The sequence below is a fragment of the Pseudoalteromonas sp. SG41-5 genome (assembly GCF_014164495.1).
Lineage (GTDB): Bacteria > Pseudomonadota > Gammaproteobacteria > Enterobacterales > Alteromonadaceae > Pseudoalteromonas > Pseudoalteromonas rhizosphaerae.
The window spans coordinates 23,713-42,719 of sequence record NZ_JACJFH010000037.1 but is presented as its reverse complement, the minus strand read 5'-3'; the positions used below and the strand labels follow the sequence as shown (position 1 = coordinate 42,719).

Sequence of the window (19,007 nt, the reverse complement as noted above, 5' to 3'; positions counted from 1 at the left end):
AGGTGCTAGGTGCTAGGTGCTAGGTGCTAGGTGCTAACAAAATTTTTTAATAATTAAGCTGGCAGTGCCAGCTTTTTTGTATTTAATCTTTGTAAATTAACTATTCAGCACTAACTTAAAGTTAGAGAGTTTAGATCTTTTGGCAACTGTTATTACATCGTTACCAGTTTTTATAATGATGACACTGGTAATGAGTATAAAATTTAAGGGGAAAGTCTTCGGCTGTAAAGGGTTTACTTTGGATTTAGTATCATATAAAAACTATCTAATTTTTGATCATCAAAATATGAGTCAATTAGCTTATTATTTGCATCATTGTGGGCAATGAGCGTAACAGACTTAAGAAACTCAATTTCAGCAATTGTATGTTTGTAGCCGAACCCTTTCTCTTCTAAGTTGTGCTTAACTCTCAATTTTGAAAATACCATCGAAGTTAAAATATCTCTACCAAGAATACCAAACAGATGTAATTTGAAACTAATTTGATGTTGTTCATTCGTGAGCTGTGAGTATTGTTTATAAAAGAATGTCGATGAGGTAACAATAACACTACTATTGTCAATGTATGATTGATATACCTCTGGCAACTTTTCTCTTAGTCCAATTGGATTTATCTCTCCGTCTTTTAAATAGGACGTGTATGCACAACTTATCAAATACATATAATTGTTCATAGAGATCGATTCTTCATATTTGTCTCTCTCTAGCTCTTGCTTATAACTATCTGCGAATTTTGTCGTAGAATCTATAATGTAGTTATAAACATTGTCAGCGTTTTGTTGGTTAAATCCTTCCTTTGTATCTTTCCAAGTCCAATACAATAAAAAAATTGTTATCAAAAGAAATATCGGTGAGAGTAAGTTATTAAAATATGTTGCAGTTTCAACCCAATTTTTCATCGGTGCATTAAATTCAATATCAAATCTGCAATAAAAAATAACTACTGATAACACAACAGATAAGACAGCCATTTTTAATGCGTTTTTTGCAGAGTTAGTTTTTTTATTCGTTTGATCCATCTATATTCCCTCGCATTAAACCTCCTTTTTACACCAATCTAAACCGCTTAACAACTAAGCAGCACCTCGCCCTGTACGAATAAATGTACCGATACTTTGAATATTCGCCACTGTAACCCCAACCACTAAACTAAATTTAATAACTAAGCACTTGGACAGTGCTATTCGTATTTAATACATAATCATTTTGACAGCGGTTACTAGCAACAATGCGGCGAAGATTTTTTTAACTAACGTGACAGGTAAGTGATGGGTGGCTTTGGCGCCTAACGGGGCGGTAAACCAGGAAGTGCAAATAATACCGAATAACGCTGGTAAATACACGAATCCAGCAAATCCATCTTCTAGTGCAAAATGGCCGCTGCCTGAGCTGATGTAACCAATTGAACCAAATAATGCGATAACAATGCCGCATGCGGATGCACACCCTATGGCTTTTTTCATATCGACTGAGAAAAACATTAACAATGGTACCAAAAGCGCGCCTCCGCCAATACCGATCATCGCAGACAAGCCGCCGGTGATCGTGGTCATAATGGTTAACACACCTTTATTGGGCATGTCACGCTCAACCGATGGCTTACGCTTATTACTTACAAACATCTTTATCGCAATAAGTACCACTGTGACAGCAAACACTAAGCGAACAATCTGCTCAGGTAATAGTGCTGCTATAAAGCCACTGATAAGCGCCCCCAGTGCAACGCCCGTCATTACCCAAGGAGCAAGAGTCCATGGAACATTGCCATTTTTATGATGTGCGATTGCGGAAGACGTTGATGTAAATAATATTGATGCTAATGACGTTGCAATTGCGGCAATAACGACTTGCTCAGCTGGTAGAATTTCAAAATGCAGTAAAATAATACTCAACACAGGAACAATAACCAGCCCGCCCCCAATACCTAGCAGCCCTGCTAAAAAACCTACGCCACTGCCAAGTAAGGCGCAGTATAAAATCAACATTATCAATTCACTCATTGCGTTTATCTCTTATTATAATTTTGGGGCACTCATGCCAGATGAATGCGTTTCTATTTCCAACAGAGCAGCGATCACTCACCACATTGGCCGCGAGTATATCAATATAACTGATGCCCATTGATATATTTGCTAAATTAAGCCCTGAATAATCCTCATGTTTTAGATGAAATAAATACAAGATACCCACCCAGAAGTCTAAATGTCTGTATAGCCAAGTTGGCACTCTGTCTTTTAAAGTGCCACTTCAGATAATTTATAGCTAATGGCGTGCAATATTATTAGTTGATGAATACAGCTCATGTTTTAGGTGAAATTAAACCGTTTTTATTCATGTACCGATCCACGTATAAATAGCTCAACTCTTAGAGGCAACACAGTTTTACAGCGGTTTTAATTAAGCCATCAGGCACAAACACAAAAACTGTGAACATCACTTACTGAGAGATCAGTAACGTTAATTCGCTCAAGAGCACAGCATAAACGCAGGTTTTAAATCAGATAATTGGATACAGATCACCATGACTAAAGATTTCACATTTACTATTAAGAGTATTTGTCTCGATGAAAATTATCATCCAGCAGCTAATACACGTATCACTACCAATTTTGCAAACTTGGCCAGAGGCAGTTATCGCCAAGCAAACTTACGCAACGCCTTAAAAATGATCGATAACCGTTTTAATGCCTTGGCGCAGTGGGATAACCCAAAAGCGGATCGTTATTCTGTAGAGCTTGAAATCATCTCTGTTGATATGGATATTGCTGGCAGTGGTAATAGCTTTCCATCGATTGAAATATTGAAAACAAATATTGTTGATCATCACACTAACAAACGCATTGAAGGCATTGTAGGAAATAATTTTTCCTCCTATGTGCGCGACTATGATTTTAGTGTATTACTGCAAGAACATAATAAAGATCAGCCTAAATTTAGTATTCCTGATAACTTTGGCGAGCTGCATGGCAAACTATTTAAATATTTTATTAGTTCTGACAGCTACAAAAAGCACTTTAAAAAGCCGCCAGTAATATGCCTAAGTGTTTCGGATAACAAGACCTATCATCGTACTGAAAATCAGCACCCTGCGTTAGGTGTTGAATATCAGCCAAATGAACCGTCTTTGACTGAGCAATATTTCAAAAAAATGGGCTTGCAGGTGCGTTATTTTATGCCGCCAAATAGTGTAGCGCCCTTAGCCTTTTATTTTGTTGGTGATTTGCTAAATGATTACACTCATCTTGAGCTTATTAGCACTATTAGCACTATGGAGACATTTCAAAAAATCTACCGACCAGAGATCTATAATGCCAATGCGACTGCGGGGAAATCATATCAACCAAATTTGAAGAACCTAGATCATTCACTCACGCAAATTGTTTATGACCGTGAAGAGCGCAGTAAATTGGCGAATGAACAGGGGAAATTTGCTGAGCAGCACTTCATCAAGCCATATCAAACAGTGCTTGAGCAATGGTCTGCTAATTACGCGTAATAGCGAGTTCAATCGTTAGATTCAATCGCAACTTAAAAAGTTAACCCAAATAAATGGCATTATTTATTATGAAAACATCTATTAGCAAAACAATATTACCGACTTCAACTGCAGGCAGCTTACCTAAACCTTCATGGCTTGCAGAGCCGGAGACTCTTTGGTCACCTTGGAAACTTCAAGGTGATGAATTAATTGACGGCAAACACGATGCGTTACGGATCTCTCTGCAAGAGCAACAATGCGCAGGTATTGATATTGTCAGTGATGGCGAACAAACACGCCAACACTTTGTTACCACATTTATTGAGCACCTTAACGGTGTAGATTTTGAAAACCGTAAAACGGTGAGAATTCGTGACCGCTATGATGCCAGTGTACCTACTGTGGTAGGTCCTGTTAGTCGTATCAAACCGGTTTTTGTTGATGATGCTAAGTTTTTACGCAGCCAAACCAAACAACCGATCAAATGGGCGCTACCAGGTCCTATGACCATGATAGATACACTTTATGATGACCATTATAAAAGCCGCGAACAGCTCGCTTGGGAATTTGCCAAAATTCTTAATCAAGAAGCCAAAGAACTAGAAGCTGCGGGGGTTGATATCATTCAATTTGATGAGCCTGCATTTAATGTGTTTTTTGATGAAGTAAATGATTGGGGAATTGCGTGTTTAGAAAAAGCCATTGAAGGCCTTAAATGCGAAACGGCCGTACATATTTGTTATGGTTATGGTATCAAAGCCAATACAGATTGGAAAAAAACGTTAGGCTCAGAATGGCGACAATACGAAGAAGCATTTCCAAAACTGCAGCAATCTAATATTGATATTATCTCATTAGAATGCCACAACTCGCACGTACCAATGGAACTACTTGAACTTATTCGCGGTAAAAAAGTAATGGTAGGCGCCATTGACGTTGCCACCAATACCATAGAAACACCAGAGGAAGTGGCAAATACGCTACGTAAAGCACTGCAGTTTGTCGATGCTGACAAGCTCTACCCGTGTACTAACTGTGGTATGGCCCCCCTACCTCGCGCAGTTGCAAGAGGTAAGCTCAATGCGTTAACCGCTGGCGCAGAGATTATTAGAAAAGAGCTGGCTCAAAGTAATTAAAATCTAATTTATTTCATGAGGTGGAGTAACCACCTCGTCCTAATTTATTTTCAACAATTACACTTACTACAAATACAATAAGCCTATATACACATAAAGTATTTAATACCCGCGCTTTTGCCAAAACTCAATTTCTGACATGGACTCTTGTTCAAACACTGAAAATGTTTTATCGGCAATCAGTTTACCGTTTAGCTCTATGGTCATGCGCCAGTCACCTATTTTATTGCTGATAGGTTGCCACAAGGTATCACCTAAGTAAAAGTGCCAGTCATTGTCTTTAACGTATTCAAAGCCGTCAAATGGTGGCATTACCTCACCATCAGCATCCGGTATGTCAGGATGATAAATACAATAATGAAGCTTTTCGCCTTTGGCTTTTTTAATATTAATGATAAAACCAAACTCCACATCGAGTTGTGCGGGTACTTTTGTGGTAAATGCTTGAATTTGCGGTAAGGCTTTTGATGATGAATCCCACTTTGTATAAATACCAAAGCTTTGCATAGTGATTGCGGGCTGAGTTTTTGCCATTATTTATCCTTTTTTTGATGCATTAGTTTAACGTATTTACACGGCAAAATTAAGCGCCAAAACGTTTAGGATCTTTAGGATAGAAAAAATCAGGCTGGCGATCACACAAGGCAAACTCACGGGTATTTTTGTAAGGTAGTTTCATAAACCCGGCAACCCCCACATCAGTAATGCTCACCGCATATTGCATCAACTTATTAAGCAAGCGCTTAAACTGTGCTTCTTTAGTGCCATCTAACAAACGATAGTAATGATGTATTTTCATTCTATCTGGTAAAGCTTCAAAAATAATGCAGCCGGTATGATGTATTTGGTTTAACTCAAATACGCATTTGATCACTTTTTTAGGTAGCTGCAGTTGCTCGTCCGGATCTTTACCGTCTTCAAAATAAGAATGTGGTCGGGTGACTTCTGAGCTTTTTAAATTCATTACCTCATAGTCAAGCTCTGGAAGTTGTTCAAACTTAAATGCCCCTGTGCCATCACGCTCCAGTTGAATGGTCTTTCTTGCATCAAATAAACAACACTTAAATAAGCCTTTTTGATGAATGCCTTGTGCCAACATCACGGTATTATTAACCGCTTGGGTAAAAGCATGGCCTAAACTTTCATCATGCATGATCAGTGATGATTCAACGAACAGTGATTCTTCTTTCCAATGAAAGCTTAAGCCCCCTACTACTGGGTATTTTGCTAATCGGCTGATAGAGGCTAAAAATGCTTTTTCAGTATCACCGGTATCAAACAGGAATTCTTTATAATACCGGTCCAATTGAGCGTCATTTACATCAAGCAGTTGTTGATTGTGGTCGGCTTGGCGTAAAAATTGTTTACGTGAACTATAAACCACAGTATCAGGTAGTTCGTCATCGTTACCAAACCAAAATGGAATATTGGCTCGCACATCTTCAGCTAAATTGAGCTCTGGTAAATATGCTTTTGCCATAGCAGGCATATTACGCATAAAGTAATCACCCGCCCCGTCTCTTGTAATTTTATTTTTAGAGAGCATACCGTCAATCACTTTTGCAAGCTCCATAGGGAGCCCTAGTGAACTGGCTGGGATCACTTGCGCGCCAAATCGGCATGACTGTGCAGAAGCCAGTGCGTATAAGGTGGACGCCACGCCTTGCTCATCAAAACGCGGCGATGATTTAGCACCTGACATTTGCTCATCACCAATAAAATACACATCCCCCATCCGCGCATTGGTGGTACTTAAATCGCCAGACATTAAATCCATAAAGTTACTGGTGATTGGCTCGCCATTACTGTCTATTTGGGCATACACAGAGCTGCCCCAGTCCACCAGCGATAAGCCTTGGGTATGTTCATCCCACACTAGATTAGAGGGCTTGATATCGCCATGCACAATCGGTTGTGGCGTTATGCCATTTTGCTGAGTGCGTAGGTCTATTAATACATTACGTAGTTTTAGCGCTAAACTGGTGATTGCTGCGGCGCTAAAGCGGCCTTTTTTAAGTGATACTTTTTCTAAGTCTTCGCCCAGCGCGCGGGCCATCATTAAAATGCCCTGCTTTTTTATCCGTTCAAAAGCATAAAACTTAGGCACTAATGGGTTATCAACTTGCGAGAGCATATACGCTTCGTCCTCAAGTCGATCACGTACACTTTGCGCCAAGGTAATACGTGAAAATTTAAACACCCAAGGAAGTTTACGCTCATCTAAACCCGCAAATACAAATCCAAAAGCACCCGAGCCAATCATTTCAACCTGGCTGTAGCCTAAATTAGTGAGTTGCTTAATACAGATATTCAACCATTGGCGGTGTTTTTTGGCGTCATGGTGCGAAAGCAAATAGACCGACTGCTCTTCATTGATATAAAAATTGCGGATTGCTTTGGTTTTCACTGCGAGGTCTCAACGTATTCTAAAAAATGTAAGGGATAAGGGTGAAGCTAGCTTATTGATTATTAATTTTTTAGTTCTAAATTTCTAGTCATTTAGCCTCAGCTTAGCGTGTCCTGACATTTTGCGCAAAAAAAGTGTAAAAAGGCAATCTGTGTTAAAAAAATAATGCACCCAACTCACTAAACGACAAGTGATACTCCTTTTTCATGGAAATTGCTTAGTTAGATATTACAGACTTTCTGATTGGTAAAATAAAAGAAAAAAAGCCGCGTGATCAGTAAACTGATCACAACAGCTTTTAACAACCAGAATCGTTATAAATTAGAGTGCTTGTTCAAGCTCTGGTAGCACATCAAATAAATCCGCAACAAGGCCATAGTCTGCAACTTGAAAAATAGGCGCATCGGGATCTTTATTGATTGCAACAATCACTTTTGAATCTTTCATGCCTGCTAAATGCTGAATTGCGCCACTAATACCTACAGCAATATATAAGTTAGGCGCAACGATCTTACCGGTTTGACCCACTTGCATATCGTTTGGCACAAAGCCGGCGTCAACCGCAGCACGAGACGCACCAATTGCCGCGCCTAGTTTATCGGCAATACCATTAAGTAATGAAAAGTTCTCGCCATTTTGCATACCGCGTCCACCTGATATAACCACTTGCGCAGCAGTTAACTCTGGGCGCTCAGATTCGGTTTGCTCAACACTTACAAATGCGCTTAATTCACTGCTAAACACAGAATCAACAACACGACTCTCAGCGGGAGCTTGCTCACCTTGCAGATCAAAGCTACTTGCACGAACGGTGATCACTTTTTTGCTATCCAGTGATTTTACAGTTGCGATGGCATTACCTGCATAGATTGGACGTTTAAATGTATCAGCGTCAACCACATCAATGATTTCTGAAATTTGTGCAACATCAAGTAATGCGGCAACACGTGGCATGAAATTTTTGCCCGTTGTAGTGGCACTAGCAACAAGATGCGAATAATCTGGCGCAAGCGATAACACTAAATCTGCGATGTTTTCAGCTAACTGATGCGCATACTCACTATGATCAGCCACCAGCACGGTGTTTACACCTGCAATACTGGCCACTATTTCACTCATTGGTGCTACGTTTTCACCAGCAATTAGTACATCAACAGCAAAACCAAGCTTTAATGCTGCGTTTATGGTTTTAGAAGTTTCAGGCTTTAAACTGCCATTGTCATGATCTGCTATAACTAATGTTTTCATTTAAATCACCTTCGCTTGTGTTTTTAATAAATCAACTAACTGGGCTACATCATCAACAATGATACCGCCACTGCGTTTTGCCGGTTCATGTACCGCAACAAGTTCGATACGCGGGGTTAAGTCTACACCTAAGCTATCAGCTGCAATTACCTCAAGTGGTTTACGTTTGGCTTTCATAATATTTGGCAATGATGCATAACGGGGTTCATTCAAACGTAAGTCTGTTGTGACTACGGCCGGTAACTTTAATGCCACTGTTTGTAAACCGCCATCAACTTCACGCGTCACATTAACAGTGCCATTTGCTATGTCGACCTTTGATGCAAACGTACCTTGCCCGCGCCCAGTAAGAGCCGCCAGCATTTGACCTGTTTGATTGTTATCTGAATCAATCGACTGTTTACCTAAAATTACCAGTTCAGGGGCTTCTTGCTCGACGATTTTAGCAAGCAGCTTTGCAACGTGCAGTGATTCTAATTTTTCGTCAGTCTCAATATGAATCGCTTTATCGGCGCCCAGTGCCAGAGCTGTACGTAATTGTTCTTGAGATGCTTTAGCACCAATGGTTACAGCAATCACTTCAGTGGCAGTGCCCGCTTCTTTTAAGCGGATAGCTTCTTCAATGGCAATTTCGCAAAATGGGTTAAGTGCCATTTTCACATTAGTTAGATCAACGTCGCTATTATCTGCTTTAACGCGTGCTTTTACGTTGTAGTCGATAACTCTTTTTATTGGAACGAGAACTTTCATAGGAACTCCATAATTATTTAAACCTACAAGCTAACGTGTACGTCAACCTATTTATTTTATGAAATCAGACTACTTCCTGTTGACGTAAACGTCAACCTAAAATAACCTTAAACTATTCATCGCCTGTAACGTTTCATTTGCAAGTATGAAATTGCCCTCGTAAAGGCACAGGTCCGTCACATAAAAGAGGTTAATATGGTCGAACGCGAAACCATGGAATTTGATGTCGTTATTGTCGGCGCAGGCCCTGCAGGCTTAGCTACCGCCATACGATTAGCGCAACAAGCACAAGAAAAACAACAAGAGTGCATGATCTGCGTGGTTGAAAAAGGCTCTGAAGTGGGCGCTCATATTTTATCGGGCGCAGTATTTGAAACCACCGCTTTGGACGAGTTACTGCCCAATTGGCAAGAACTTGGCGCACCAGTGACCACTAAAGTAACCAGTGATGAAATATATTGGTTTAATAATGACAGCAAAGCCACCGCTATCCCTCACTTTGCCGCACCTAAAACATTTCATAATACTGATAACTATATTGTCTCTATGGGTAATGTATGCCGCTGGCTTGCAGAGCAAGCAGAAAACCTAGGTGTTGAGATTTTCCCAGGGTTTAGCGCGCACTCACTGATTATTGAAGATGACACAGTAAAAGGCATTATTACCGGCGATATGGGCCTTGATAGCAATGGCAATGAAAAAGATGGCTTTATGCCTGGCATGGAACTTCGTGCTAAATACACTGTATTTGCTGAAGGTTGTCGTGGTCACTTAGGTAAACAGCTGATCACTCAATTTGCACTTGATCAAGATGCCTCACCGCAACATTATGGTTTAGGCTTTAAAGAAATTTGGCAAATCGCTCCTGCTAAACACAAGCAAGGCACGGTAGTTCATGGCACCGGTTGGCCCTTAAGTGCAGATACTAACGGTGGTGCGTTTATGTACCACAGTGATAATAATCAAGTTGTAGTCGGCTTAATTGTTGATTTAAATTACTCAAACCCGCATTTAAGCCCGTTTGATGAATTTCAGCGCATGAAACACCACCCAATCTTTAAAGATGTATTAGCCGGTGGTGAACGTATTGCTTATGGCGCTCGTGCGATTGCAAAAGGTGGCTTACACTCATTACCAAAAATGCACTTCCCGGGTGGTTTGTTGGTCGGCTGTGATGCTGGCACCTTGAATTTTGCCAAAATCAAAGGCAACCACACAGCGATGAAGTCAGGTATGATTGCCGCTGAGGTGATCTTTAGCGCGCTTACAAACGAACAACAGCATACTGACTTAGTTGACTACAGCGAAGCATTTAAACAAAGCTGGGCTTATAAAGAGCTATACCAATCACGTAACTTTGGCCCTGTGATGCATAAGCTAGGAAAATTTATTGGTGGTGCGTATAACACCCTTGATCAAAATATTTTTGCAGGGGCATTACCTTTTACTTTTAAAGATAATATCCCAGATCACGCAACGCTAGTTGATAAAAATCAGGCCAGTGTCATTAATTACCCGAAGCCTGATGGTCAACTCAGCTTTGATAAATTATCTTCGGTGTTTTTATCAAATACCAATCATGAAGAATCTCAGCCGTGTCATTTAAAACTAAAAAATAGCGCTATTCCTATCGATGTTAACTTAGTTAAATTTGACGAGCCTGCTCAGCGCTATTGCCCGGCGGGTGTGTATGAGATACAGCAAATTGCCGGCAAAGACGAGTTTGTGATCAATGCACAAAACTGCGTGCATTGTAAAACCTGCGATATTAAAGATCCGAGCCAAAACATCACCTGGGTAACACCTGAGGGAGCCGGTGGTCCCAACTACCCAAATATGTAATCTAAATACAATTAAAGCGCTTGATACAGCGTAAAAATAATATTTTACATATAAGTTATAAACCTATCCTAAATTGCAGGGGCTTCGGCCCCTTTTTTGCGCTATGCTAATAAGAATTATATATGAGTGAGATATTTTTATGCCGTCGTCTAATGTTGTATTCCGTTTTTTAGCAGAGCCCACCGATGTGAATTTTGGCGGGAAGGTTCATGGCGGTGTCGTCATGAAGTGGATTGACCAAGCAGGTTATGCCTGCGCTGCTGGTTGGAGTGGTCATTACTGTGTCACTGTATCTGTCGCTGGGGTTAAATTTCGTCGCCCAATTCTAGTTGGTCAAATTGTTGAAGTTGAAGCTAAAATTGCCCACACTGGCAAAACCAGTATGCAAATCTTTATACAAGTTCGCTGTGGCGATCCGAAAACGCGTAATTTAGTTGAGACTAACCACTGTGTAATTAGCTTTGTTGCCATGGACGAAACAGGTTACCCCGTAGCAGTGCCAGAATACATCGCAGTGAGTAATGAAGACAAAAAATTAGAAAACTACGCAATTAAGATGAAAGAGATTGCCATAGAAACTGAAACTTTATTGCATAAATCAGAACCCTGATCACCTAAACTATCTATCTGTAAAAGCTACATCCTAGTCAGAAATATTTTCTCCAGCCAAACTGAACGAGCGTTTAAATAGCGCTCATTGGTATACTTTATATGCTATAAAAGACTATAACTGGCTGTTTTTAAGCCAAATTAATCATGGCACGCACCATGCAATATTAAAATTAACCGGTAATTTAAAGGTTATATTTTTATTTTGTAAAGGAGCTATTAAATGATTAAATCAATTTCACTTTCTGCTATCTCATTAGCATTGTTAGGTTTTAATACTGCAGCTAGTGCAGAAACAACAAACATGGATTACCCTCGCGTATATACAGGTATTGGCTATGGTCAATACTCATTCAAATTTGAAGACTCTGATGACGACATCGATTTTGATGATGATTCACAAATGCTTAAGGGTTACGTTGGTACGCAATTTAATAAGTATTTAAGTTTAGAGCTTGCCTATCAAAACTTTGATGAAGTAAGCGATATTGATAGCTATGCTGAAGTTGATGGTGTGTCTTTGGCCGCACGGTTAGCTGCCCCTATTACGGATAGCTTCTCTGTCTATGCTAAAGGTGGTTGGCTAGAATGGGATGCTGAGGTAACCAGCGACCTTCCTGCTATTGGTAAGATATCAGCAGATCAAAGTGGAGGCGATGTATTTTATGGTGCAGGTATCGAGTACGCATTCACCACCAACATGCAGGTACGCTTTGAGTATGAACGCTATGAACTAAAAGATGAAATTGATCCAGAAATGGATGTAGCATCGGTTTCATTCCAATATATGTTCTAAGAAATGCTTAACCTATTTTGAGGTTATTTAGCAGTAAAAGGCAGCTTCGAGCTGCCTTTTTTGTTGTTAGCGGTTAGAATATCGTATCTTTAACAGTAATTGAGTTTCATGAGCGATTTTCAACTAACGGCTATTGGCCATATTCAATCTCCTTATAAACAAAAGTTCGCCATTCCTCGCCAACCGCGTTTAGTTCCACAAGCAAAAGCTAAGTTGGTATTTGCTGCTGATTTTAACCGTGAAGAATTTGTTCGTGGTTTAGATGAATTTAGCCATATTTGGTTATTGTTTCGCTTTCATGAAACTGCAGATAAAGGCTACTCAGCCATGGTTAGACCACCGCGTTTAGGCGGTAATGAGCGCAAAGGCGTATTCGCCACACGCGCGACCTTTAGACCCAATGCCATAGGCATGAGTGCCGTCAAACTTGAAGGCATAGAGTATAAAAATGGCCAGCTGTGTTTATTATTGGCAGGCATAGATTTACTTGATGGCACCCCGATTTTAGACATCAAACCATATTTACCTTATTCAGATGCCATGGTTGATGCCACTGCAGGCTTTGCTGACACGCGCCCAGAAACGCAAATGACCGTTGAGTTTAGCCCGCAAGTGCAGGCGTTTATTGAACAGCAAACCAACTTCCCACAGTTGCATGACTTTATTAGTAATGTACTTAAGCAAGATCCTCGCCCTGCCTATAAAAAGCAAAAAGAGGGTGAACAAAGTTATGGAATGACCTTGTATGATTTTAATATCCGTTGGCAAGTAAACGACGAGCATAACTATGTCACTAGCATAGAAAAAAGTTAGAAAAACACACTTAGCGCTTTAGTGTAAAAGCAACCGCTGCTAAACTGAGTGCCCAATTGAAATAATAATTTTATAACTATCGGAATAAACATGCGTACCAGTCAATATATACTCGCAACACTTAAAGAAACGCCATCAGATGCTGAAATTGTATCGCATCAATTAATGTTAAGAGCGGGCATGATCCGTCGCGTCGCGTCGGGCCTATATACTTGGTTACCCTCTGGATTACGCGTGTTACGAAAAGTCGAAAACATTGTGCGTGAAGAAATGGACAAATCAGGTGCAATCGAAATGTTGATGCCTGTTATTCAACCTGCGGATCTATGGGAAGAGTCTGGCCGTTGGGAGCAGTTTGGCCCAGAACTTATGCGTTTTACTGACCGTCACAATCGTACTTTCGCGTTAGGACCAACCCATGAAGAAGTGATCACTGACTTTGTTCGTAAAGAAGTAAGTTCGTATAAACAATTACCGCTTACTTTGTATCAAGTACAAACAAAAGTGCGCGACGAACGTCGTCCTCGTTTTGGGGTTATGCGCGCGCGTGAATTTACTATGAAAGATGCCTATTCATTTCATTTAAGTGAAGAATGTTTAGATGCAACTTATCAAGTAATGCACAAAGCATACTGTAATATATTCGATCGCTTAGGCCTTGATTACCGTCCTGTTATTGCTGATACCGGCTCTATAGGTGGTAGTGTATCTCATGAATTTCATGTGTTAGCTGAATCAGGTGAAGATGCTATCGCCTTTAGTGATAAAAGTGACTACGCAGCAAACATCGAAAAAGCAGAAGCATTAGCGCCAAGTGAAGCGCGCCCTGCTGCCGCAAAAGAATTAAAAGCATTCCCAACGCCTGATGCGAAAACTATCGACGAGCTAAAGAAACACTATGGTGTTAAACCTCATCGCAGTGTTAAAACACTGATTGTTTACGGCGCGCCAAATGAAGATGGTCAACGTGGTTTAGTTGCATTAGTAATACGTGGCGATCATGAGCTTAACGAACTTAAAGCTGAAAAACATCCATTAGTAGATTCTCCACTGGAAATGGCAAACGAGGCTGACATAATTGCAGCCATTGGTGCTAAACCGGGTTCATTAGGCCCTGTTGGCTTAATCATGCCAATTTTAGTAGACCGTACAGCCAACGTAATGGCTGATTTTGTAGCCGGTGCTAACAAAGATGACGAGCATTACAGCGGTATTAACTGGGATCGCGATGTAACTGAGTATGAAGTTGCTGATCTACGTAATATTGTCGAAGGTGATCCTAGTCCATGTGGTAATGGTACTTTACATATTAAACGCGGTATTGAAGTTGGCCATATCTTCCAGCTTGGTACTAAGTACTCAGAAGCGATGAAAGCGGGAGTATTAAACGAAAGCGGTAAAAACCAAATAATGACTATGGGTTGTTATGGTATTGGTGTATCGCGTATTGTCGCAGCGGCTATTGAACAAAATAATGATCAATACGGTATTATTTGGCCACAGCCAATCGCCCCGTTCGATTTAGCTATTGAGACAATGAATATGAATAAATCGGATCGTATACCAGATATCGCTAATAACCGTTACGACGGTATAAAAGCCGCAAACTTAGACGTGTTATTTGATGACCGTAAAGAGCGCCCAGGTGTGATGTTTAACGACATGGAATTACTCGGTGTACCTTTCACGTTGGTAATTGGTGAGCGTAATCTTGATGAAAACAAGGTTGAGCTGAAAAATCGCCGTACCGGTGAAAAACTAATGATAGATATTGATAGCGCTGTTGAAGCAATCAAAGCGGCCATGAACGCTTAATCATCAGCACCCTCTGTAACAAAAAAACCGCGAAATGCGGTTTTTTTGTTTTTGCACGATCATTAATTGTCATAGATGTTTCGTCAAACAGTCTTATAAACGTCATTCAAGTTGCTTAACTTTGTTGTTATTACACCGTGAGTAACCTCCTATGCACGACATCGAAAAAAGTGATAAAAAGTACTACCCAGCCGTTTGGATCTCCGATGTACATTTAGGCTATAAAGATTGTCGAGCAGATTACCTACTCGACTTTTTAAATAGTATTGAGTGCGATACCCTTTATCTAGTGGGTGACATCGTCGATTTATGGTCTATGAAGCGAAGTTTTTATTGGCACCCTAGTCACTATCAAGTATTAGCCTGTATTCAAGCCAAAGCAGTTCAAGGTACTCGAGTGATTTATATTCCCGGCAATCACGATGAAACATTCCGGCACTACGTCAATAACAGCCTATTTGGTATTGAAGTCCACCAGCAGTTTATTCACACAACCAAAGCCAACAAACGATTTCTTCTGGTTCACGGTGATGATTTTGACTCAGCAACTCGGTATAACAAACTGATCAGTATTGCCGGTGATGCAGGTTATGACTTTTTACTATTTTTAAATCGCTGGACTAATCGTATTCGACGCCTATATGGTGGTAACTATTGGTCACTTGCTGCTTGGATAAAAGCCCGCGTTCATAAAGCGCGTGAAGCAATAGAGGCATTTGAAAATGCTGCTATTCATGAGGCTAAAAAGCAAGGCGTAGACGGTATTATTTGCGGTCACATTCATCACCCACAACTCAAAGTCGTTGATGGCATTGTTTACTGTAATGATGGCGATTGGATAGAAAGTTGTACCGCAGTAGTAGAGCAAGAAAATGGTCGTATCGAATTGCTACACTGGTCTGACACTCAAACAGTGATTAATTCTGCTGATATTACCAAACTTAATCAAAATCTTGGTGGACCAAAGGCTAAACCTGAAAAATCAGTAGCTTAAAATTTAGACTGTGTGGTTTATTTTAACCACATAGCTAATTTGTCTTTCAAAACTTTTGGCTTTATGGGTTTGGTAATATAATCATTCATACCAGCTGTAATACAGCGTTCTCTGTCACCTGCCATAGCGCTGGCAGTCATAGCGATAATAGGCACTTTCGCATAGTCAGCACCAGCTTTGTTGCTGCGAATTGCAGAGGTCGTGTCATAGCCATTGAGGTTTGGCATTTGGCAATCCATAAAAATCAGATCAAATAAAGCTGTTTGCTCTGTATTTAATATTTCTAGTGCATCGAGGCCATCGCTGGCACATACAATAGTGACACCGGTATTTTTTAATATTGCTTTGGCAACTTCAAGGTTGATCATATTATCATCAACCAATAACACCTTAAAATTTGAGAAATCGTATTCAACATATTCTGTTTGCTCACTACCTTGGCTAGCAACCAAAAAACTATTATTAACACCAAACAAACTTGCTAACTTAAAGCTAAATTGATCTTGAGTAAGCGGCTTATTAAGTACATGGCAATTTTCAGGCACCTGCTCTTTGGCTTTTTTACTAAGCAATAAATCACGCAAAATTAATACATATTTTTTATTCTGCTTATTACATAAATTAATCAGTGTTTGTAAGTATGGGTGATCATTATCAACAACCAGTAAATCAACTTTTAACTCTTGATATTGTGCTTGGTAGTCAAATCGTTGAATATTATTGGCCGCTACTTGGCAATTTTTAATCAATAAATTAGTGACATTGTTATATACACTGTCGCTATCTATCAGCACGCCAACCTGAATATCTTTTGCCAACTCAACGGCTGTATTGAGCTTTTTCTCAGCTGCAATATGTAATTGCACTTGCGCTGTAAAACAGCTCCCTTTGCCTTTTTCACTGGTGACGCTAATATCACCGCCCATCAATTGCGCCAACTTACGACAAATTGATAAACCAAGCCCAGTACCACCAAAGTGGCGAGTGGTACTGGTGTCCTCTTGGGTAAAGGCCTCAAACAACTTATCGATATTTTTTTCAGCAATGCCGATGCCTGAATCTTCAATAACAAAGCTCATTAATAACTTTTCTTCAGTAAGATACTGACATCCAAGAGTCAAACTGACTTCACCTTGATGGGTAAATTTGAATGCATTATTAAGTAAGTTTATTAATATTTGTTTTAATCGGTGGCTATCTCCTACTAACATACGATCAATAACTTTATCGGTATGCAAAAACACTTCTAAGCCTTTACGCTGGGCTTGTAATGCCATAGAGGTGATCATATCACTGCATACAGTAATCACATCAAAACTGTGATTATCAATATCAAGTTTACCTGCTTCTATTTTTGAAAAATCCAAGATGTCATTAATTAATGTCATTAATGAGTTAGCGCTGCTATTGGCCAGCTCTAGGTATTGCTGTTGCTGTTGCGTTAGTGTGTCTTCTTTGAGCATTTCCAGCATCCCTAATACACCATTCATAGGGGTACGTATTTCATGGGAAATGTTAGCAATAAAATCACTTTTCGATTTACTGGCTGCCAACGCTTCTTCAATCGCACTTTCAAGTTCAGTTGTGCGTTGGCGAACCTTTTGCTCTAACGTACTATTGAGTTTTTCAAGCTCTACTTGAGTCTGTTTAAGTGAATTGATGTTTCGTAAAATCGCTGCAACCTGGTGGCGCTGGGTAAAAATATCAAACACGCTAGTAAGTGTAATTGAGTAAAAGTGTTGTTGATCCTGCGGATCAGTATACACGCCTTCAAATGATGGTTTTGACCCCTGCGCTATGGTTTCATCAATACATGAATTATCACTTTCAGCAAGCGTAAATAATTGCGTGAATTTGGTGTGATCAATAATGATATCAAAGAACTGCAACGCTGTTTTATTGGCATTACTGATAAGCCCATCCTCTTGTACTGTTAAGATTGCATCGAGGGAATTTTCAATAATCTTGTTATTACGCTCCTTCAAGGAGTGAAACTCTAATTTGCGGTTTATATACCTTTGGTATAACCACACTAATAACCACAAAGCAGTGAAAAGTGAAATAATTACCAGCACAAAATGATCACGACGCTTAGCAACGTCTTTTGCCAAAATATCGGTATTAATTGATACCGCAAGTTCAAGGGGCAACATGCTAATGTTATTTTCTAAACTAATACGTTGTTTTAAATAATAATGGCTTGGTAAATCATGAAAAGGTAAAGTCGCTTGGCTGCTCATATCTTGGCTTTGACTAAATACACTTGACCAAGTAATGTCTTGACCAAACTCAAAACCAAATCGCAGTTTAGGATCTGGGTGAAATAAAAACTGCTGCTGATCATTTAACAGATAAACATCAACCCCAGCAGGTGAACTAAAAGTAACACTATTAAATAACTCATCAGCAAAATAATTGGTTACTAATACAGCAAACACTGCTCCTTGTTTATTAAATACCGGCTTAGCAACTCGGTAGGTACTCACGTAGGGGATCTGAATTTGGCCATGCTCTCGATTATAGTTAATCGGTGATATATAGACAGATTCACTATCTAACCTGCTGGCATTAAGCATGTAATCCCGCTGCCCTTTTTGTTGTAATAAGTCTCCCTCTAGGCGAACCAAAGCATCATTGATCCTATCAACACGGACAATTTCTTGACCATTATCAGCAAGGGTAATATATCTGGCTTGTAATAGCTGCGGGTCAGTGCGCATAAAGCCACTAAATATTTCAGCTAAGCGCGTTTGCCATATTGCGATGGGAGTATTTAATAGTGGATCAATAAGGTTATTTGCAGCGGCTCGGCTAATGCCACTGATAGGCGGTGTGGCATTTAAAAAGTTGATTGACGAAACACTGTCTTTTAAATGTCCTTTTAACATCAGTGCTTTTGTATCAAGCTCTTGCTGTAGTGTGGTTTGGGCAACCTGGTAAACATCTTTGCGTACTTTCAGCTCAAATATATATAAAGCAGGTATTGCGAGGATGAAAAAAAACAGCAATGCTAATAAAGAAAGTTTATTACTGCGAAATAAATTAAAAAATGTCAGTGAGTTGCGCATCAAAATTGCCAGTTTGCTTTCAAATACAAACTACATTATAGAGCAATTAAA

General features: G+C 39.9%; 15 protein-coding genes. 8 read left to right on the top strand and 7 right to left on the bottom strand.

The window, feature by feature from the left end:
• Positions 1-233: 233 nt before the first annotated feature.
• On the bottom strand, positions 234-1,019 hold the full coding sequence (locus tag H5232_RS11650) for a hypothetical protein (RefSeq protein ID WP_182830921.1): 786 nt from the start codon (positions 1,017-1,019) through the stop codon (positions 234-236).
• A gap of 171 nt (positions 1,020-1,190) precedes the next feature.
• The gene (locus H5232_RS11645; RefSeq protein ID WP_182830920.1) at positions 1,191-2,000 is read right to left on the bottom strand and encodes a sulfite exporter TauE/SafE family protein; all 810 of its coding nucleotides are present in this window, start codon (positions 1,998-2,000) and stop codon (positions 1,191-1,193) included.
• A gap of 521 nt (positions 2,001-2,521) precedes the next feature.
• On the opposite strand from H5232_RS11645, the gene H5232_RS11640 reads away from it, so the two are divergent.
• Both H5232_RS11640 and H5232_RS11635 read left to right on the top strand, forming a co-directional pair.
• Positions 2,522-3,496 (top strand): DUF1852 domain-containing protein, encoded by a 975-nt coding sequence (locus tag H5232_RS11640; protein ID WP_182717840.1) that lies wholly within the window; start codon positions 2,522-2,524, stop codon positions 3,494-3,496.
• 68 nt (positions 3,497-3,564) lie between these two features.
• On the top strand, positions 3,565-4,614 hold the full coding sequence (locus H5232_RS11635; protein WP_182767446.1) for a methionine synthase: 1,050 nt from the start codon (positions 3,565-3,567) through the stop codon (positions 4,612-4,614).
• 102 nt (positions 4,615-4,716) lie between these two features.
• Here H5232_RS11635 and H5232_RS11630 read toward each other — a convergent pair whose 3' ends face one another.
• The 4 genes from H5232_RS11630 to H5232_RS11615 all read right to left on the bottom strand — a co-directional run bounded on the left by H5232_RS11630 (position 4,717) and on the right by H5232_RS11615 (position 9,019).
• Positions 4,717-5,148, bottom strand: a complete 432-nt coding sequence (locus tag H5232_RS11630; protein WP_182717842.1) for a DUF3859 domain-containing protein — start codon at positions 5,146-5,148, stop codon at positions 4,717-4,719.
• A gap of 49 nt (positions 5,149-5,197) precedes the next feature.
• Positions 5,198-7,021, bottom strand: coding sequence for a protein kinase domain-containing protein (locus H5232_RS11625; protein WP_149981098.1), 1,824 nt, complete (start codon positions 7,019-7,021; stop codon positions 5,198-5,200).
• A 321-nt stretch (positions 7,022-7,342) separates the two neighbouring features.
• A complete protein-coding gene (locus H5232_RS11620) occupies positions 7,343-8,269 on the bottom strand; it encodes an electron transfer flavoprotein subunit alpha/FixB family protein (protein WP_182717844.1) in 927 nt (308 codons plus the stop codon).
• The gene (locus tag H5232_RS11615; protein ID WP_149981096.1) at positions 8,270-9,019 is read right to left on the bottom strand and encodes an electron transfer flavoprotein subunit beta/FixA family protein; all 750 of its coding nucleotides are present in this window, start codon (positions 9,017-9,019) and stop codon (positions 8,270-8,272) included.
• A 195-nt stretch (positions 9,020-9,214) separates the two neighbouring features.
• Here H5232_RS11615 and H5232_RS11610 point away from each other — a divergent pair, with 195 nt between their 5' ends.
• From H5232_RS11610 to H5232_RS11585, 6 genes are all read left to right on the top strand, one after another.
• A complete protein-coding gene (locus H5232_RS11610; protein ID WP_182783671.1) occupies positions 9,215-10,861 on the top strand; it encodes an electron transfer flavoprotein-ubiquinone oxidoreductase in 1,647 nt (548 codons plus the stop codon).
• Between the two features lie 139 nt (positions 10,862-11,000).
• The gene (locus tag H5232_RS11605; protein ID WP_145233918.1) at positions 11,001-11,471 is read left to right on the top strand and encodes an acyl-CoA thioesterase; all 471 of its coding nucleotides are present in this window, start codon (positions 11,001-11,003) and stop codon (positions 11,469-11,471) included.
• Positions 11,472-11,693: 222 nt separating this feature from the next.
• Entirely contained in the window at positions 11,694-12,266 is a 573-nt protein-coding gene (locus H5232_RS11600) for an outer membrane beta-barrel protein (protein WP_182717846.1), read from the top strand.
• Positions 12,267-12,374: 108 nt separating this feature from the next.
• Entirely contained in the window at positions 12,375-13,079 is a 705-nt protein-coding gene (gene tsaA / locus H5232_RS11595; RefSeq protein WP_182717847.1) for a tRNA (N6-threonylcarbamoyladenosine(37)-N6)-methyltransferase TrmO, read from the top strand.
• Between the two features lie 90 nt (positions 13,080-13,169).
• Entirely contained in the window at positions 13,170-14,894 is a 1,725-nt protein-coding gene (locus H5232_RS11590; RefSeq protein WP_182830919.1) for a proline--tRNA ligase, read from the top strand.
• Between the two features lie 151 nt (positions 14,895-15,045).
• A complete protein-coding gene (locus tag H5232_RS11585) occupies positions 15,046-15,888 on the top strand; it encodes a UDP-2,3-diacylglucosamine diphosphatase (RefSeq protein WP_182739270.1) in 843 nt (280 codons plus the stop codon).
• 17 nt (positions 15,889-15,905) lie between these two features.
• Here the strand turns inward: H5232_RS11585 and H5232_RS11580 are convergent, their stop codons facing one another.
• A complete protein-coding gene (locus tag H5232_RS11580) occupies positions 15,906-18,956 on the bottom strand; it encodes an ATP-binding protein (RefSeq protein WP_182739269.1) in 3,051 nt (1,016 codons plus the stop codon).
• Between the last annotated feature and the right edge of the window lie 51 nt (positions 18,957-19,007).